At 61.9% G+C, this 15,150-nt stretch carries 14 protein-coding genes; 6 read left to right on the top strand and 8 right to left on the bottom strand.

The window, feature by feature from the left end; all coding sequences use genetic code 11:
• Positions 1–37: 37 nt before the first annotated feature.
• The 4 genes from CQ12_RS31260 to CQ12_RS31245 form a co-directional block, all read right to left on the bottom strand.
• Positions 38–310: a hypothetical protein gene (locus CQ12_RS31260; protein ID WP_057839126.1), complete on the bottom strand. Its 273-nt coding sequence runs from the start codon at positions 308–310 to the stop codon at positions 38–40.
• A gap of 147 nt (positions 311–457) precedes the next feature.
• On the bottom strand, positions 458–700 hold the full coding sequence (locus CQ12_RS31255) for a hypothetical protein (protein ID WP_057839125.1): 243 nt from the start codon (positions 698–700) through the stop codon (positions 458–460).
• Between the two features lie 53 nt (positions 701–753).
• Positions 754–2,070 (bottom strand): hypothetical protein, encoded by a 1,317-nt coding sequence (locus CQ12_RS31250; RefSeq protein ID WP_057839124.1) that lies wholly within the window; start codon positions 2,068–2,070, stop codon positions 754–756.
• 285 nt (positions 2,071–2,355) lie between these two features.
• On the bottom strand, positions 2,356–2,886 hold the full coding sequence (locus CQ12_RS31245) for a DUF992 domain-containing protein (protein ID WP_057839123.1): 531 nt from the start codon (positions 2,884–2,886) through the stop codon (positions 2,356–2,358).
• 184 nt (positions 2,887–3,070) lie between these two features.
• On the opposite strand from CQ12_RS31245, the gene CQ12_RS31240 reads away from it, so the two are divergent.
• Together CQ12_RS31240 and CQ12_RS31235 are read left to right on the top strand one after the other, a co-directional pair.
• The gene (locus CQ12_RS31240) at positions 3,071–3,847 is read left to right on the top strand and encodes a C13 family peptidase (protein WP_245310250.1); all 777 of its coding nucleotides are present in this window, start codon (positions 3,071–3,073) and stop codon (positions 3,845–3,847) included.
• A gap of 156 nt (positions 3,848–4,003) precedes the next feature.
• Entirely contained in the window at positions 4,004–5,119 is a 1,116-nt protein-coding gene (locus tag CQ12_RS31235; protein ID WP_083519553.1) for a TRAP transporter substrate-binding protein, read from the top strand.
• 49 nt (positions 5,120–5,168) lie between these two features.
• Here the strand turns inward: CQ12_RS31235 and CQ12_RS31230 are convergent, their stop codons facing one another.
• Positions 5,169–6,704, bottom strand: a complete 1,536-nt coding sequence (locus tag CQ12_RS31230; protein WP_057839121.1) for a TRAP transporter large permease — start codon at positions 6,702–6,704, stop codon at positions 5,169–5,171.
• A gap of 2 nt (positions 6,705–6,706) precedes the next feature.
• Complete coding sequence (locus CQ12_RS31225; RefSeq protein ID WP_198164295.1) at positions 6,707–7,294, bottom strand: TRAP transporter small permease subunit; 588 nt, start codon at positions 7,292–7,294, stop codon at positions 6,707–6,709.
• A gap of 2,052 nt (positions 7,295–9,346) precedes the next feature.
• On the opposite strand from CQ12_RS31225, the gene CQ12_RS31220 reads away from it, so the two are divergent.
• The 3 genes from CQ12_RS31220 to CQ12_RS31210 are packed head-to-tail and all read left to right on the top strand — an operon-like array spanning position 9,347 to position 12,179.
• The gene (locus CQ12_RS31220; protein ID WP_057839119.1) at positions 9,347–10,087 is read left to right on the top strand and encodes a response regulator; all 741 of its coding nucleotides are present in this window, start codon (positions 9,347–9,349) and stop codon (positions 10,085–10,087) included.
• Positions 10,084–10,854: a histidine kinase dimerization/phospho-acceptor domain-containing protein gene (locus tag CQ12_RS31215; protein ID WP_157088606.1), complete on the top strand. Its 771-nt coding sequence runs from the start codon at positions 10,084–10,086 to the stop codon at positions 10,852–10,854. Before CQ12_RS31220 ends, CQ12_RS31215 begins: the two co-directional genes overlap by 4 nt.
• Complete coding sequence (locus CQ12_RS31210) at positions 10,851–12,179, top strand: sensor histidine kinase (protein WP_063799847.1); 1,329 nt, start codon at positions 10,851–10,853, stop codon at positions 12,177–12,179. Before CQ12_RS31215 ends, CQ12_RS31210 begins: the two co-directional genes overlap by 4 nt.
• 165 nt (positions 12,180–12,344) lie before the next feature.
• On the opposite strand, the gene glnA is transcribed toward CQ12_RS31210, so the two are convergent.
• Positions 12,345–13,754, bottom strand: a complete 1,410-nt coding sequence (gene glnA, locus CQ12_RS31205) for a type I glutamate--ammonia ligase (protein WP_057839117.1) — start codon at positions 13,752–13,754, stop codon at positions 12,345–12,347.
• Between the two features lie 150 nt (positions 13,755–13,904).
• On the bottom strand, positions 13,905–14,243 hold the full coding sequence (locus CQ12_RS31200) for a P-II family nitrogen regulator (RefSeq protein ID WP_027537227.1): 339 nt from the start codon (positions 14,241–14,243) through the stop codon (positions 13,905–13,907).
• A 367-nt stretch (positions 14,244–14,610) separates the two neighbouring features.
• Between CQ12_RS31200 and CQ12_RS46880 the strand changes: the two genes are divergently transcribed.
• Positions 14,611–15,150 (top strand): NAD(P)H-hydrate epimerase (locus tag CQ12_RS46880; RefSeq protein WP_245310249.1); only part of this gene is annotated, 540 nt, incomplete at its 3' end.

The raw sequence follows: 15,150 nt of genomic DNA, 5'->3' as shown, positions 1-15,150 counted from the left end.
GATGGGTATCGCTTCGCTCCACCCATCCTACGGCAAACTACTTGCGGCGTCGTATCTTCTTTGCCGTGCGGACCTTGCCTAGCCGTTTCGCGTTGGCGGCCACGCGCCTTCGGTACTGAGCGATGATCTCCTCGGCCGAAGCGCCGCCGATCAGGCTCCTGGACGCCTTGAGCGCTGTATCGATCTTTTCATTCACCATCAGTCGGGCTTCGCGCCGCGCCGCGCGTTTTCCGCCGAGCATGAGCTTCATCATCCGCAGAGCAATGACGCTGTTAGCCTCGATCGCCAACCTCGTCAGGGAATTCAACATCTGCGCGCTTCCGAGGTGCCTAATGATCGGGTTCTCGCGGGACAACGGCTTGCCGGCGGACGGGTTCCGGTGAGTGAGCAGCTGTCCCGGATGTTACGCCGCTCATCCGAGCTACTACGCCGCCGCGACGGGGAAGCGCAAGGCCTTTCAGACCTTTCCTTTCCAGATCAGCCATCGGTAGACGCCGAATATGTTGATGAGGGTCACCACCATGTTTTGCACCATCAGCGCATATTCCGCGGTTAGATAGCCGACGACGATCCAGATTGCCGATGCTCCGCTCAGCACGACGAAGGCCCAGCCGGTCGTGCGCGGCTTCGCCCGGGCGGCCAGGACCAGCCCGGCGCCGATCGTGCCGGCAGTCGCCATCCAGCGCAGGATTTCATCCATCAGGCTCGCGCTCCGCAGAAAACCGATATCGAAAACGCCGCTCCGCGATTTGCCTACACGGGCGCATTCAAGGGCAAGCCGGCGGAGCGAAATCGTTCCCCTTCGTGTGCCGGCCACCATTGCACCACGGCTCGCGCGACTTCGTCCCACAGCGGTGTCGGAAGATCGGGCACCGCGATCCTGACCACGTGGCGATTGCGTGCGGTATCGAGGAACCATTCCGCTGCGCCGAAATCGAAGCCGAAGCTCCCTGCGTGGCGTAGCGGCAAGCCGGCCTTTCTCAGATCGCCGCATAAGTCCGCCGCCATCTGTTTCGTCTGCTTGTCGTCGAGCATTCGCTTGGGCGCCAGCGTGATATAGAGCCCGTGGGCGAAATGCAGCTCCGCCAACGAGCCGGCGAGCGCGGACGTGAAATAGCGGGCCGTCCGTCTGCCGTTGCGCAAGATGGCCGCGACGCGCTTGTCAGTCAGCACCCGGTAGGCGTTCGTTCCGACGTAGGGTGGGAAATGTGCGGGCATTGCTGCGCCGCCGAACAGTCGCACGGCATTGCGCATTTCCTTGGCGAGTTCAGCCAGCCGTTGCTGCTTCGCCGCGGCGTTGTGCTTTTCGCAGGCGACGAAAACCGCGGAGCCGAGCCGGCCATACTCCACTCCAAGGGAATCGAGCTTGGTGTGGCTGCGCACGAGCACGACAGGGATTTCCCAACGGCGCGCCCAGCTCAGAACCCGACGGATTCGCCCCGAGCCGGTCGAAAAACAGGTCGTGTCAAAAACCACGAGATCGAGGTGCGGCCTCGCGCAACGGAGAGTCGCTTCGAAGGCGGCGGCGGTCATGCAGGAATCGAACAGCAGAATTCGAGGTCGGCCGGCACGAGAGGTGAGCTCGCCCGGTGTGCCTTCCACCGGGACGATGCGCAATTGCCGGACATGATTTTCGATCAGCTCCAGGGTTTCACCGTAGGAGCCGGGCAAGACCAGGATATCCGCCTCGGACGCCAGGCGGGCGAAGGCCAGCAGCAGTGCGGAAATCGCTGCCATTCCAGAGGACGTGTAGATGGTCTGGTTCGCCGCTGCCGAATTGCCAAATTGGTAAAACGATGGGCCGCGCACTTCGAGGTCGGCGCGCTGATAGTCGTAGCTGAACTCGAACGGCCCGGCGCGCAGCCGGCCCGGATGGGCCCATGCGGTCTCCGTGAGCGCCCAATCGTGCAGCGCATGCTCAGCCTTCAGCGCTGCGGCAATGTGGAATTTTTGCTCAATTACTTCGGTCACCGAGGTTGGATGCCGCAGCGCCAAGGGCGTGCCGAGGAAACCGTTCAGCAACGCCAGTTCCTCGTATTTCCTGCGGAGATATGCCTCGATGGTTTCCATGGCCGGCCTTCGATCGACCTCGCCGCGCGATAACGTATCCGGAGGGGATTGGGTCCTAATCGGTAAATGCCGTTGCCTTGAACTATGGGAGTGCTTCGGTGTTCGGCTGAACTCAGGCGCGCCACCGACTACGGCGACAGCAAGTAGCCCGCGATGATGGGTATCGCTTTGCTCCACCCACCCTACGGCGAAACAAAAAGGCGCCCCGAATGGAGGGCGCCTTTCGCATCTTGCGGCAATGATTCCTTCGGCAGGCGGCCGACTAGTTCTGTTGCGATGATGTCGTCACTGCGCGGTGCGACGGGCGGGCGCAGCGGCCGGCCGCAGCTCCAGTGTGGATACGCCGGCGGCAATATTCACGCCGGTCTGTCCCTGCACGGACGCCGGCTGCATGATGATCCTGCGGTCCGGGCCTCCAACCAGGACGTTGGCACTCGCTCCGGCGCCGACTGTGCCACCGGCGGTCGCACCCGTATGGGTTCCCGCCAATGCCCCCCGGGGCAGCGTGGCCGGTGCGAAAACCGCCCAAGCCATCTGGCCGCCGGTCGTGGCACCGATGTCGAGGCCAAGCGTGCTGACGGCGCCTTGATAGGCTTCGCGCGCCCTGCCTCTCGCGGAGGCATAGATGCAGTTCAGCTGCCGCTGCCCTCCGACAACCATGCCGACACCGGGCGATATGTTGCAGGTGAGCGTGCCGACCCTCATCCGTCCGGAGTCCTGAGCCGTGGCCGGAGCCGTGGCGAGACCGAGCGCCAGGGCGACGCATGTGGTTGCAAGGCTATTCAACGTTGTTCTAGTCAGGGTTGCTTTGTGCATGAGCGTTCCTCCATCGATGCGTTCAGATGGACCCCCTCAACGCGCAGCGAGGTTGCGATGTTCCCGTTCCAGGTCCCGTTCCGGGGCCATAACGGCCTTACAGGCGGTAGATTATGGATGTGCTGGTCGCGACTGGAACGCTCTTGAGAGAGGATGATGGCCGGCCAGGCGCCACTGCTGCGCCTTGGAGCAGGAGGCTGATTGTGGAGGTGAAGCCGTGTACCCACGCTGGATGAACCGGCTCAGCGCGCTGATTGTCGCTTTTGTCGTAACCGTTACGCCGTCGGTTTCGCCGGTGCACGCCGCGGGGCATGTGCGCAGGGTAAGCGTGGTGTCGTTCGGCCTTTTCGGCGATCAGGGTGTGTTTAGACGCGAGGCGACCGGCGCAGCACAGGTCGTAGCGGCCCGCTTTGGAGGCGACCCGATCCGCGTGCAATACAATTCGAAGAAAGGCGGAGGTGCAACGATTGAAGGCCTGGCCGCATCTTTGCAGGCGGCGGCCAATGGGATGGACGCCGAGAATGATATTCTGCTCTTGATCCTGACCTCGCATGGCTCGCAGGCAGGCCTCGCAGTCAAAGCGGGACGGCTTGAGCAAACGCTGACGCCGTCCAATCTCGCGGGCATGCTGGCGCGTACCGGCATGCGATACAAGGTGGTGGTCATCTCGGCCTGCTATTCCGGGGTCTTTGTTCCTCGTCTAGCGAACCCCGATACGCTCGTAATCACGGCGGCCGATGCCGACCATCCGTCATTCGGCTGTGAGGACAAAGCCAAGTGGACCTATTTCGGAGATGCTTTCTTCAATGTCGCACTCCGGCAGGCCAATACCCTGAAGGACGCTTTTGTCGTTGCGCGCGCGCTCGTCAGAAAGCGAGAGCTGCGCGAGCGTTTCGAGCCGTCAAATCCCCTGATGTCAGGCGGCGAAAACGTACAGCGGTTGCTCGTTGCGCGTCCTTGAGCTACCCGGCCGACGAACTGATGGAGGCGCATTTCACTAAGATATGCAGCCAAGCCACCCCATCTGCGATAGGATTGCTCGCCGGCAGAACGCCGATGGGCTCGCCTGCACACTGTTTGAGGGAGGTAGACACTTAACGCTAGAGGGAGGTAGGCAATGAAAATCATTTCGCTTACGGGGATGGCTCTGGTCGCTGCCGTCTCTGCCACATTGGCGCTCGCCGTCACGGCGCGCGCCCAGCAGCCTCGAACACTAAAGGTCCAGTCGGCAGTGCCCCCGTCGTCCACGACGCAGGACGCCTTGAAGTTCCTCGCTGACCGGGTGGACAAGTTGACGGCAGGCCAGCTCAAGATCGAGGCGCTGCCGGGCGGCGCGATCGTCCCGCCGTTCGAGATCCTCGACGCAACGCACAAGAAGGTGATCGACGGCGCCTGGGGCATTTCCTACTGGTGGTTCGGCAAGAACAAGGCTGCGACGCTGTTCGCCAATACGCCTGCCGGCATTGCCGGCATGGATGCTGTCGACTTCATCGGCTGGGTCTACGAGGGCGGCGGCCTCGATCTGTGGAACGAGTTTTACCAGAAGGAACTCAAGCTCAACCTGGTCGCGTTCCCCGGCATACCGCCGAGCCCGCAGGCGCTCGGCTGGTTCAAGCGTCCGATCAAGGACCTCAATGACTTCCGCGGCATGAAGTGCCGGCAGACGGGCATCGTTGCCGAGCTCTATTCCAAGATGGGCATGGCCGTGGTCAACATGCCGGGCGGCGAGATCCTGCCCGCGGCCGAGCGCGGCACCATCGACTGTGCCGAGTGGGTCGGCGGCATCGAGGATCAGCGGCTCGGGCTGCACACCGTGTGGAAGTACCACTACACGCCCGGCATGCACGAGAGCGCGTCGGTGGCCGAGATGGCCTTCAACAAGGATGTGTGGGACAGCCTGCCGGACCAGAACAAGGAGGCCATCAAGTCGGCTCTTTCGGAAACGTTTCTGCGCTGGTGGGCGAGCTATCAGCGGCAGAACGCGGATGCGATTGCCGAATTCGCGGAGAAGCACAATGTGAAGCTGCTGACCACGCCGCCCGAGATAAATCAGGCCTTCCTCAAGACCTGGGATGAGTTCGCGGCCGCCGAGTCGGCCAAGAATCCTTTCTTCAAGAAGGTCTATGACTCTCAGAAGGCCTATGCCGCCAAGGTGGTGCCGGCCAAGCGCTTCATGTTCCCGCCTTACGCGTTTCAGGCGGACTACTACTGGCCGCCGAAGGAGGGTAAATAGCACCCGGCAGTAGCAAATCGAGGGCGGCCGCAAGCGCCGCCCCTTGTTGCTACCTCACCGCATGTGGCAGCCACAGCGCGATTTGCGGCCACAGCAGCAGCAGGCTGAGGACGACGACCTGGATCACCATGTAGTCGGCCATGCCCTTGTAGATCGTGGCAAGACTCCAGTTCGGAACGACGTTGCGCAGATAGTAGGCCGACATGGCGACGGGCGGACTGAGATAAGCCGTCTGCATGTTGACGGCAGTGAGCGTGCCGAACCAGATCAGCAGGTCGAGCTTGCCGAGGCCCAACTGCAGCTTTTCCACCACCGGCAGGGCGATCGGCAGGAATACCAGGATGATCACGGGCCATTCGAACGGCCATCCGAGCACGAAGAAGATCGCCATGATGAGGGCGAGCTTCCACCAGTCGCCCAAGGGAACGGCGAGCAGGTAATTGGTGATCAGATTGGCCGAGCCGAGCTTGGTGAAGACGGCGCCGAACACGGTGGAGGCCACGGCCAGGAACAGCACCATGGCGGAGGTCACCATCGTGCCGATGCCCGCATTGGTGAGCGACTGCACGTTGAGCCGGCCGTAGACGAGCGCCAGGATGGTGGCGCCGAACGCTCCGCAGGAGGCGGCCTCGGTCGGCGTTGCCAGGCCGCCGACGATGGTGCCAAGCGTAAAGCCGATCAGCGCGCTGAGCGGTGCGATGCCCAGCACGACGGCGCGGAAATAGGCGTTGTGGACATAGGCCCACGCCGCCAGCAGCGCCGGCGCCAGCGCCGCAACGGACACACTGATCCCGCCGACCGTCACCGGGAGAGACGGGGCCCCGGTAGCGCCGAGCGCCAGGTAGACGAGCAGATAGACGATCGCCATGAGACAGAGAAGCGCCAGGATCAATACCGGCATTCCCACCTTTTCGGTGGTCATCTCCTTGTAGGCGGTCTCGCGCTCCTCCATCGTCATGGCCGGGCCGAGCTTCGGGTTGAGGAAGCTTCGGGTCAGCGTGTAGGCGATGTAGCAGCCGGCGAGCAGGAAGCCCGGGCCGAACGCCGCCGAGTACAGCAGGTTGACGGGCACGCCCATCACCGGGCCCATCACCACCAGCATGACGCTGGGCGGAATGAGAATTCCGAGCGTGCCGCCGGCAGCGATGGCGCCCGCGGACAGCCGGGCGTCGTAACCGGTCTTGATCATCATCGGCGCGGCCATGATGCCGAGCACCGTGACGGCGGCGCCGACGATGCCTGTTGCCATGGCGAAGATCGTCGCCGTCAGGATCACCGCCAGATAGAGCGAGCCACGTACCGGTGCGAGCAGGCTGCGCATCGCGCCGAACAGGCGCTCCATCAGCCCGGCCTGTTCGGTCATGTAGCCCATGAAGATGAACAGCGGCACGGCCGGAAAGATCTCGTCCTTCATCGTGCCCCAGATCTGCAGGTAGCTCAGATTGAAGGTCTGCTCCCAGCCCAGTCCGAAGCCGCCGAAGATGATGGCGAGAAACAGCAGCGTGAAGGAGATCGGGAATCCGATGAAGATGACGGCGACCATGCAGACCAGCATGATGAGGCCAAGGAGCTCCGAATAGCCCATGTTCAGACCTCGATCTTTTCGTGCCTGGTCAGGAACTCGCCGGTCCGCCATGCCCACAGGCTCTTCATGAGCTCGGAAATGCCCTGCAGGGAAAGCATGAAGGCGGTGAGCGGGATAACCCCGCGTAGCGGCCACAATATCGGCGTCCAGGCCCCGGAGCTCGAGCGCTCGTCGATCGAGATCGAGTAAAGGAAGTCATCGATCGAGATGTAGAACAGCACGGCCATTGTCGGCAGGAAGAACAGGATGAAGGCGAGGCTGTCGATCATGCCTTTGGTGCGGTCCGAGAAGCCGTCCCAGAGCATGTCGGTGCGGACGTGCGCACCCTTCAGCAGCGCCAGCGCCGATCCCAGCATGAAGAGCGCCGCATACGACATGGTCGTTACGTCGAGCGCCCAGACGGTAGGACTCTTCAGGAAGTAGCGGGCGAAAACCTCGTAGACGTTGGCGAGCACCAGGGGAATAATGAAGAGCACGAAGAGATGACCGGTCCACTCCGTGAACCTGTCGATGGTGCGGATAACGGCCAGATAGCCCCGGGGAGGCGTCGGCCTTGGCGAAGAGGAGACGCTGGTCATTGCAGTGGCCATCAGCTGACCCTCAGAGGCAGCGCTGTCGTGGACCCCGTGAAAAACTCGCTGCACCATCCAGTGCGATCGATCAGTCCCCGTCGAGCGGTCCGGATGGAATGTTACTTTAGCGGCGATCTCGGCGCCAGCGGCTGGGCAGCCGTCGCAGCCGCGCGGCCGGGCATGAAGACCTCGGCGCCTGCATCCCTTGGTGGAGGTATTGATGTGGTCTTCCGGAGTGCCAAGCGTCTGGATTAGGCCGTCCCAAGCTCGGGCATGGCGTGTCCGCTCACACGGCGCGTGACAGTTGAATTCTCATCCTGCTGAGGGTTGCGTCATTTCGCTGCTGCGCAGCAACCAGTCTCGCTTTAGGAGTAAAGCGAACATCAAATAGCAGGCAAGGACCAAAGACTCGGTCGAAATGACCCAAAGCGCAGGTCGGCAGCGGGTATGGACTAGCGACGTCCTGATCGCTTGAGTTCGGCGACCTGTTGCTGCTTCTCCCCGGCCAACTTCCCCCCGGCGTGCAGGCTGCTGCAATACCACCAGACTTCATGTTGTCTCCAGGCCAGAAACATTCCGGTCTCCCTGCACTCCTGGTAGGTTTTGTAGTTGCCTACGTTTCTGCAGGTTGTCGATAACGTAAAATCCCCTGATGACCCGGAGCATCCGTTCCACGGTTGATTGCCGTATTTGAAGCTTGTTTGGCAGCCGTCGGTGCAATTGCTGGAAGTCTTCTCAATCGCGGCAATCCTCGCCATCACTGAACCGGGCGCCGGCTTTTGAGCTGATGTCGGTGGCGTTTGAGGAGCTGGCGTTGTCGGGCGAACTGCAACCGTGTTTGCCACCGGCGGCGCCTGCCTCTGTGGCCTTGCCGCCGGCCTTGTCACTCGCTTCGGCGCCTCGACCGTGATGCTGGGAAGCTGGCTGGTGGATGAGCCTGTTGCGGTTTGCGCGGCTGCCGTGCCGCTCAGCAATACGGTTGAGAGGACAGCGACAGCTGAGGGCGCGACAAGGCTCGATGACATTCTCACAACTCGTTCTCCCAAATCCGGAAACAAATGCCGTCCACGTGCGGACACCGTGTCACGTATCGAACCAGCATTTCCGAAGACAAATGACAGACGGCGTTCAGCTGCCCGCTATTGAGCCTCGATACGCATGCGCTACCTGTTTCGATTCTCTGCGGTGACCCGAAATTTCCCTCCAGCCAGCATGCCGTTGCAATACCACCAGGATCGTTGGTGGTTCCAGCCCAGGAACATTTTGGTTTCTACGCATTGCACGTAGTCCCTGTGGGTGAGGGTGTCTTTGCACGTTGCTGAGAAAACTGAGTTCCACCCCGTCGATTCGCTGCATCCAACCCAGGGATCCTTGCCGCGCCTGAAGCTTGTTTCGCAACCATCGTTGCAACTGCTGGCCTCTCTCTCGAGCCGGGCAAGCTTCGCCATGACAGGACCCTGCGCAGTCGACGGCGTCGCTCCCGCTGTTTGAGCCGTCGTCCGGCCGGCCGACCCTCTCCGGTGACCTGCACCAGTGCTTGCCGCTCGCTCCTGCCTCTGGGACGGCGGCCTCGCCCTTTGCTCCGGGGCCGTGACCGTGACGCTGGGAAGAGTGGAGCTTGGCGTGGTTTGCGAAACCGCTGTGCCGCTTAGGCCGCACAACAACGATGTTGACAGGATCGCGACAGCCGAGGGCGCGATGAGGCTTGATGACATTCTCATAACTCGTTCTCCCAAACTCCGAAATGAGCGCCGTCCCGGTGCGGACACCGTTTCATGTATCCAACCAGCCGTTCCGTTCGGTCGGGATCATGCTCCGGCGCAGCCACATGCATCTTCCACGCTCGCGACAATGCGTTCGGTCGACCCGAGTTTTCGCCGCAGCCCTTTGTCCGGGTCCAGCGATCTCGCTTCTCCCAAAGGAAGACAAGCATCACTGGAAGTGTCCGATGTATCTCGCGAATTTCCGCGTGTGCCGGTTTTGAAATTTTCTATGTCGGGCCGGCAGGAAGATACATTACGTTACAAAATGGGATGTCGCTTGCCGCGCGGGTTGGCTACTCTGACGTGCATGGAAACTCCGGACCACATTCTCGTCGTCGACGATGATTTGGGTTTGCGCGAGCTGCTGGACCGATATTTCGTCGGCAACGGCTATCGGGTCACGACGGTCGCCAACGGCCGGCAGATGCGCGAGGTTCTCGCCAACCACCGGATCGATCTGATCGTGCTCGATCTCATGCTGCCGGGCGACGACGGCCTCACGCTCTGCCGCAACCTGCGCGCCAATCAATCCTATGACATTCCGATCCTGATGCTGACGGCGCGCGGTGATGAAGCAGACCGCATCGTCGGCCTTGAGATGGGGGCGGACGACTACCTCACGAAGCCGTTTGCCCCGCGCGAGCTGCTCGCACGAATCCGCTCGGTTTTGCGGAGGACCGAGATGCTGCCCCGCAACCTTGCGGCGTCGGAGAAAGCCCGCCTGTTTCGGTTCGGCGAATGGAAGCTCGACACGGCCGGGCGTTTTCTGGTCGACGCCGACGGGACCGTGGTCTCGTTGAGCGGCGCCGAATATCGATTGCTGCGTGTGTTCCTCGATCGCCCTCAACATGTCCTCAATCGCGATCAACTGCTCGACCTGACGCAAGGCCGTGAGGCCGAAGTCTTCGATCGGTCGATAGACCTTCTTGTCAGCCGCCTTCGTCAGCGATTGCGCGACGACGCCCGGGAGCCGTCCTACATCAAGACGGTGCGCAGCGAAGGCTACGTCTTTGCAGCCGCCGTCGAGGCATTGCCGGAGCCGTCATGAGCGCCCGGTTTCGGCATATGGCGGCGCTTCTTTGGCCGGATTCCCTGTTCGGGCGGTTGGCGATCATCCTGTTTTCCGGCCTTGTGGTTGCACATGTGTTGGCCTTCGTCTGGATTGCCCTCGACCACATGGCGATTGAGGAAGAATTGGGAAACAAATTTGCCGCTGTGGACATCGCTGAAGCGGTCGCGATCCTCGACTATGTCGAGCCCCGGGAAAGACCGGCCTGGCTCGATCGCGTCTCTCGACTCCATTATCGATACTTTCTCAGGGGTGGAGGAGAGCTGGAAACGGATTTGCCCAAGCGACGGCAAGCGAACATCGCCCGTTTGCGGTCGCTGCTGGCGCCCGGCCAAGACGCGAATTTTGTCTACCCCGATCCACCGGCGCGGCGTACCTTACTCATGCACTTGAGCGACGGCAGCCCGGTGACGCTCGAGATCTATTGGCCGGGGGCGAGCATTTCGCCATGGCTGCCGGCGGCGCTCGGCCTTCAACTCTGTATAATCGCATTCTTCGTCTGGCTTGCCGTGAAGCGGATCCAGATTCTGGCGGCGATCTCGCACGATCTCCAGACCCCGATCACGCGCATGCGGCTGCGCGCTGATTTCCTGGGTGACAGCGACGCCAAGGAAAGGCTGCAAGGCGACCTCCGGGAATTGCAGACCCTCGTCAAGCAGGGTCTTGACCTCGCGCGGGAGTACGACGACATCGGCCCACCGACATCAGCCCATGTCGCCGTCGAAGCATCGCCGGAGCGGTCATGAAGGCTCGTTTCCGGCGCATGGCGACGTGGGTTTGGCCGGACACGCTGTTTCGCCGGCTCGCGATCATCCTGTTCGCCGGCCTCCTGGCCGCCCATGTGCTGTCCTATAGCCTGGTTGCCCTGAATGTCTTCGGCCTCAGCAACGAGGCGGGAGATGACTATTTCATGAGGTACATCGCGACCGCGGTCGCTATCCTCGACCGCGTCAAGCCCGAAGAACGGCCGGCCTGGCTCGACCGCCTCGCTCGCCCTACCTATCGATACATTCTCAGAGAGGAGGGAGAGACAGAAGCGGCCCCACCCAAACGACGACAGGACAACCTGGCGCGGTTGAGGGCCATGATAGGGCCCGGCCACGAAGCGAAGTCTGTCTTTTACCTCGATCCACAGGATCGGCGGCGACTGGGCTGGCTCGTTCACCTGAAGGACGGCAGCCCGCTGATGCTCCAATTCGTCGCGCGCAGGACGGTTATTTCGCCCTGGTTGCCGGCCGCGTTCGCCGCCCAACTGTTTGCGCTCGCATTCTTCACCTGGATTGCCGTGAAGCTCGCGACGCAGCCGCTGGTGCGCCTCGAGCGCGCGGCCAACACCCTCGGATCGGATCTGCGGCGTGAGCCGCTCCCGGAGGATGGCCCGAAGGAAGTGGCGCGCGCGGCTGCGGCGTTCAACGCCATGCAGCGACGCATCGCCGAGCAGGCCGTGGAACGTATCCAGATTCTGGCGGGGATCTCGCATCGCCTTCAGACTCCGATCACGCGCATGCGGCTGCGCGCGGATTTCCTCGGTGACGGCGATGCCAGGGAAAAGCTGCAGGGCGACTTGCAGGAGATGCAGACGCTGGTCAAGCAGGGTCTTGCGTTGGCCCGCGGCCACGACGAGATCGGCAATCAGCGGTGCCAGACCGACCTGCATGCCCTTATCGACAGTCTCGTCTGCGACTATTCCGACGCCGGAAAATCGCTGCGCTTTTCCGGAGAACGCGGGGTGACGATTCTCACGCACCCGCAGGCCTCGCGCCGCATCATGATCAACCTGATCGATAACGGGCTGAAATTCGGCGAGGATGTCGAAGTCGCCATCGATGCGCGACAGTCGAACCGCATCACGATCACCGTATCGGACCGGGGCCCCGGTATTCCCGACGAGCATCTGGTGTCGGTATTCCTGCCGTTTTATCGGGTCGAGGCTTCGCGCAATCGCGAAACCGGCGGCACCGGACTTGGCCTCGCCATCGCCCAGCAACTTGCCAGCGCGCTTCGCGCGACGCTCACGCTCGCCAATCGCGACGGCGGCGGATTGGAAGCGCGCCTCGAATTCTTGAGATGACAGTAACTCTGACGCAGATGAATCGAACAGGCGTAGCGATCACGATACGGAAACTTCAGCGGCCGAGGCGCCGGGCTTCTCTTGCAAAAACAAAAAGGCGCTCCCTTCGGAGCGCCTTTTGCATTTCTCGGGCAGCGACACCGGCGGCGCGAACGCCGCCAACCATCACAGCGAATAATACATGTCGAACTCGACCGGGTGCGGGGTCATCTCGAAGCGCTCGACTTCGGTCATCTTGAGTTCGATGAAGCTGTCGATGAAGTCGTCGTCGAACACGCCGCCGTTCTTGAGGAAGGCACGGTTCTTGTCGAGGTGTTCCAGCGCCTCGCGCAAGGAGCCGCACACCGTCGGGATCTGCTTCAGTTCTTCCTTCGGCAGATCGTAGAGGTCCTTGTCCATCGCCGGACCCGGATCGATCTTGTTCTTGATGCCGTCGAGGCCGGCCATCAGCATCGCGGCGAAAGCGAGATACGGATTGGCCATCGGATCGGGGAAGCGGACTTCGACGCGCTTGGCCTTCGGGTTCGCCGTATAGGGGATGCGGCAGGAGGCCGAGCGGTTGCGCGCGGAGTAGGCGAGCAGCACGGGAGCTTCATAGCCCGGGACCAGGCGCTTGTAGGAGTTGGTCGACGGGTTGGTGAAGGCGTTGATCGCTTTCGCGTGCTTGATGATGCCGCCGATGTAGTGGAGGCAAGTCTCCGAGAGGTCGGCATACTTGTTACCGGCGAATACCGGCTTGCCGCCCTTCCAGATCGACTGGTGGCAGTGCATGCCCGAGCCGTTGTCGCCATAGACCGGCTTCGGCATGAAGGTGGCGGTCTTGCCGTAGATGTGGGCGACCTGGTGGATGCAGTATTTGTAGATCTGCATCTGGTCGGCCATCAGCGTCATGGTGTCGAACTTCATGCCGAGCTCGTGCTGGGCGGAAGCCACTTCATGGTGATGCTTCTCGACCTTGACGCCCATCTTGGCCATGGCGCCGAGCATTTCCGAGCGCATGTCCTGCACCGAATCCTGCGGCGGGACCGGGAAATAGCCGCCCTTGGTGCGGATGCGGTGGCCGAGATTGCCGCCCTCATATTCGGTGTCCGAATTGGTCGGCAATTCCGACGAATCCAGCTTGAAGCCGGTGTTGTAGGGGGTGGTCTGGAAGCGCACGTCGTCGAATACGAAGAATTCGGCTTCGGGTCCGAAGAACACGGTGTCGCCGACGCCCATCGACTTCACCATCGCCTCGGCCTTCTTGGCCATGCCGCGCGGATCGCGGTTGTAGGGCTCGCCGGTGGTCGGCTCGAGCACGTCGCAGATGATGACCATGGTGGTCTCGGCGAAGAACGGGTCGATCGTCGCAGTGACGGGGTCGGGCATCAGGCACATGTCGGATTCGTTGATCGCCTTCCAGCCGGCGATCGAGGAGCCGTCGAACATCTGGCCTTCGGCGAAGGTATCCTCTTCGATCATGCTGACGTCGAAGGTGACGTGCTGCCACTTGCCGCGCGGATCGGTGAAGCGCAGGTCGACGTATTTGACGTCGTTGTCCTTGATCGATTTCAGGACGTCTTTGGCGGTCTTCATGAATACCCCTTTTGGCTGCGGGACGGTTTCCAGGAATTTGAGCGACACGAGACTTCGCAGGCGATCGGTGGAGCTATCGCAAACGAAATCAGGCCGCCGGAGCAGCCCTTTTCTTGGTTTTTAGTCGCAAAATTCGGGATAGCACCCGGCTCAGATAGCGTCCAGCCCGGATTCTCCGGTTCTGATCCGGATCGCTTCCTCGATGTTCGAGACGAAGATTTTGCCGTCGCCGATGCGGCCCGTTTGGGCAGCACGGCGGATCGCGTCGATCGCCTTCTCGACCAGTTCGTCCGAAATCACGATCTCGATTTTCACCTTGGGCAGGAAGTCGACGATGTATTCCGCACCGCGATAGAGTTCGGCATGACCCTTCTGCCGGCCGAAACCCTTGGCCTCGGTGACGGTGATACCCTGCAGTCCGACTTCCTGAAGCGCCTCTTTCACCTCGTCGAGCTTGAACGGCTTGATGATGGCTTCAATCTTCTTCACAGAGCGCCTCCCGGCATTTCCAAATGGCAGATAGTTTCGATGTCGCGCGAGGCGGCCCGTCTGGTTTGAACCTTGCACCCGGCAACGCCGGAGTGCCCATGATTTGTCGCCGACTGCGACGATCCTGAGCTTGCTATCCTAACCGGCTTCCTCAAAAGCAGGGTCTATGCCAAGTTGTTAATGCGGCTGATTTCGGAATGTTATCAGACTATTAACAGGCAATTGGAAGAGGGTGGGCCGGAAGCGCTATGATAGCGGAGCTTACAAAATAGGCAAACCGATCAATTCGTATGCAAATGGGGCGAAATAGGCCGCGGGGCGTTGCGGGATATGCCTCCGGAAAGGGCTGACGGATCGAGGATTCGGCATGGAAGTCTTGACCACCACGGAAATGGAGCGTGCCGACCGGCTGACGATTGCCGCCGGCACGCCCGGCTTCGCGCTGATGATGAGCGCGGGCCAGGCCGTGGCCGAAGCCGCCATGGATCTGGTCGAGGAGGGGCCGATCGTGGTGGTCGCCGGCCGCGGCAACAATGGCGGCGACGGTTTTGTCGCGGCGGCCGAACTCGCCGCACGCGGCCGTGACGTCTCCGTCATCCTCTTGTGCGAGCGCGACAGCCTGCAGGGCGATGCCGCGCTCGCTGCACGCGGCTGGAAGTATCCGGTGCTGCCGTTCAACCCGCAGGCGATCGGCAAGCCGGCGCTGATCATCGACGCGCTGTTCGGCGCCGGCCTCAACCGTCCCGTCAAGGGTGAACCGCTTGATGTGATCGAGGCGATCAACGCCAACGGCGCGCCGGTGCTCGCCGTCGACTTGCCGAGCGGCATCAACGGCACGAACGGTGCGGTGATGGGCGCTGCGATCAACGCGGTTGAGACCGTGACGTTCTTCCGCCGCAAGCCGGCG

This window comes from Bradyrhizobium jicamae, from assembly GCF_001440395.1.
Taxonomy (GTDB): domain Bacteria; phylum Pseudomonadota; class Alphaproteobacteria; order Rhizobiales; family Xanthobacteraceae; genus Bradyrhizobium; species Bradyrhizobium jicamae.
Note: the sequence above shows the minus strand (reverse complement) of the source record. Positions and strands in the feature narration are given on the sequence as shown.

What these genes read in the sequence shown, in the direction of transcription:
- CQ12_RS31260 (WP_057839126.1), bottom strand. Translation starts at nt 310, where the DNA reads ATGTTGAATTCCCTGACGAGGTTGGCGATCGAGGCTAACAGCGTCATT.
- CQ12_RS31255 (WP_057839125.1), bottom strand. Translation starts at nt 700, where the DNA reads ATGGATGAAATCCTGCGCTGGATGGCGACTGCCGGCACGATCGGCGCC.
- CQ12_RS31250 (WP_057839124.1), bottom strand. Translation starts at nt 2,070, where the DNA reads ATGGAAACCATCGAGGCATATCTCCGCAGGAAATACGAGGAACTGGCG.
- CQ12_RS31245 (WP_057839123.1), bottom strand. Translation starts at nt 2,886, where the DNA reads ATGCACAAAGCAACCCTGACTAGAACAACGTTGAATAGCCTTGCAACC.
- CQ12_RS31235 (WP_083519553.1), top strand. Translation starts at nt 4,004, where the DNA reads ATGAAAATCATTTCGCTTACGGGGATGGCTCTGGTCGCTGCCGTCTCT.
- CQ12_RS31230 (WP_057839121.1), bottom strand. Translation starts at nt 6,704, where the DNA reads ATGGGCTATTCGGAGCTCCTTGGCCTCATCATGCTGGTCTGCATGGTC.
- CQ12_RS31225 (WP_198164295.1), bottom strand. Translation starts at nt 7,294, where the DNA reads ATGGCCACTGCAATGACCAGCGTCTCCTCTTCGCCAAGGCCGACGCCT.
- CQ12_RS31220 (WP_057839119.1), top strand. Translation starts at nt 9,347, where the DNA reads ATGGAAACTCCGGACCACATTCTCGTCGTCGACGATGATTTGGGTTTG.
- CQ12_RS31215 (WP_157088606.1), top strand. Translation starts at nt 10,084, where the DNA reads ATGAGCGCCCGGTTTCGGCATATGGCGGCGCTTCTTTGGCCGGATTCC.
- CQ12_RS31210 (WP_063799847.1), top strand. Translation starts at nt 10,851, where the DNA reads ATGAAGGCTCGTTTCCGGCGCATGGCGACGTGGGTTTGGCCGGACACG.
- glnA (WP_057839117.1), bottom strand. Translation starts at nt 13,754, where the DNA reads ATGAAGACCGCCAAAGACGTCCTGAAATCGATCAAGGACAACGACGTC.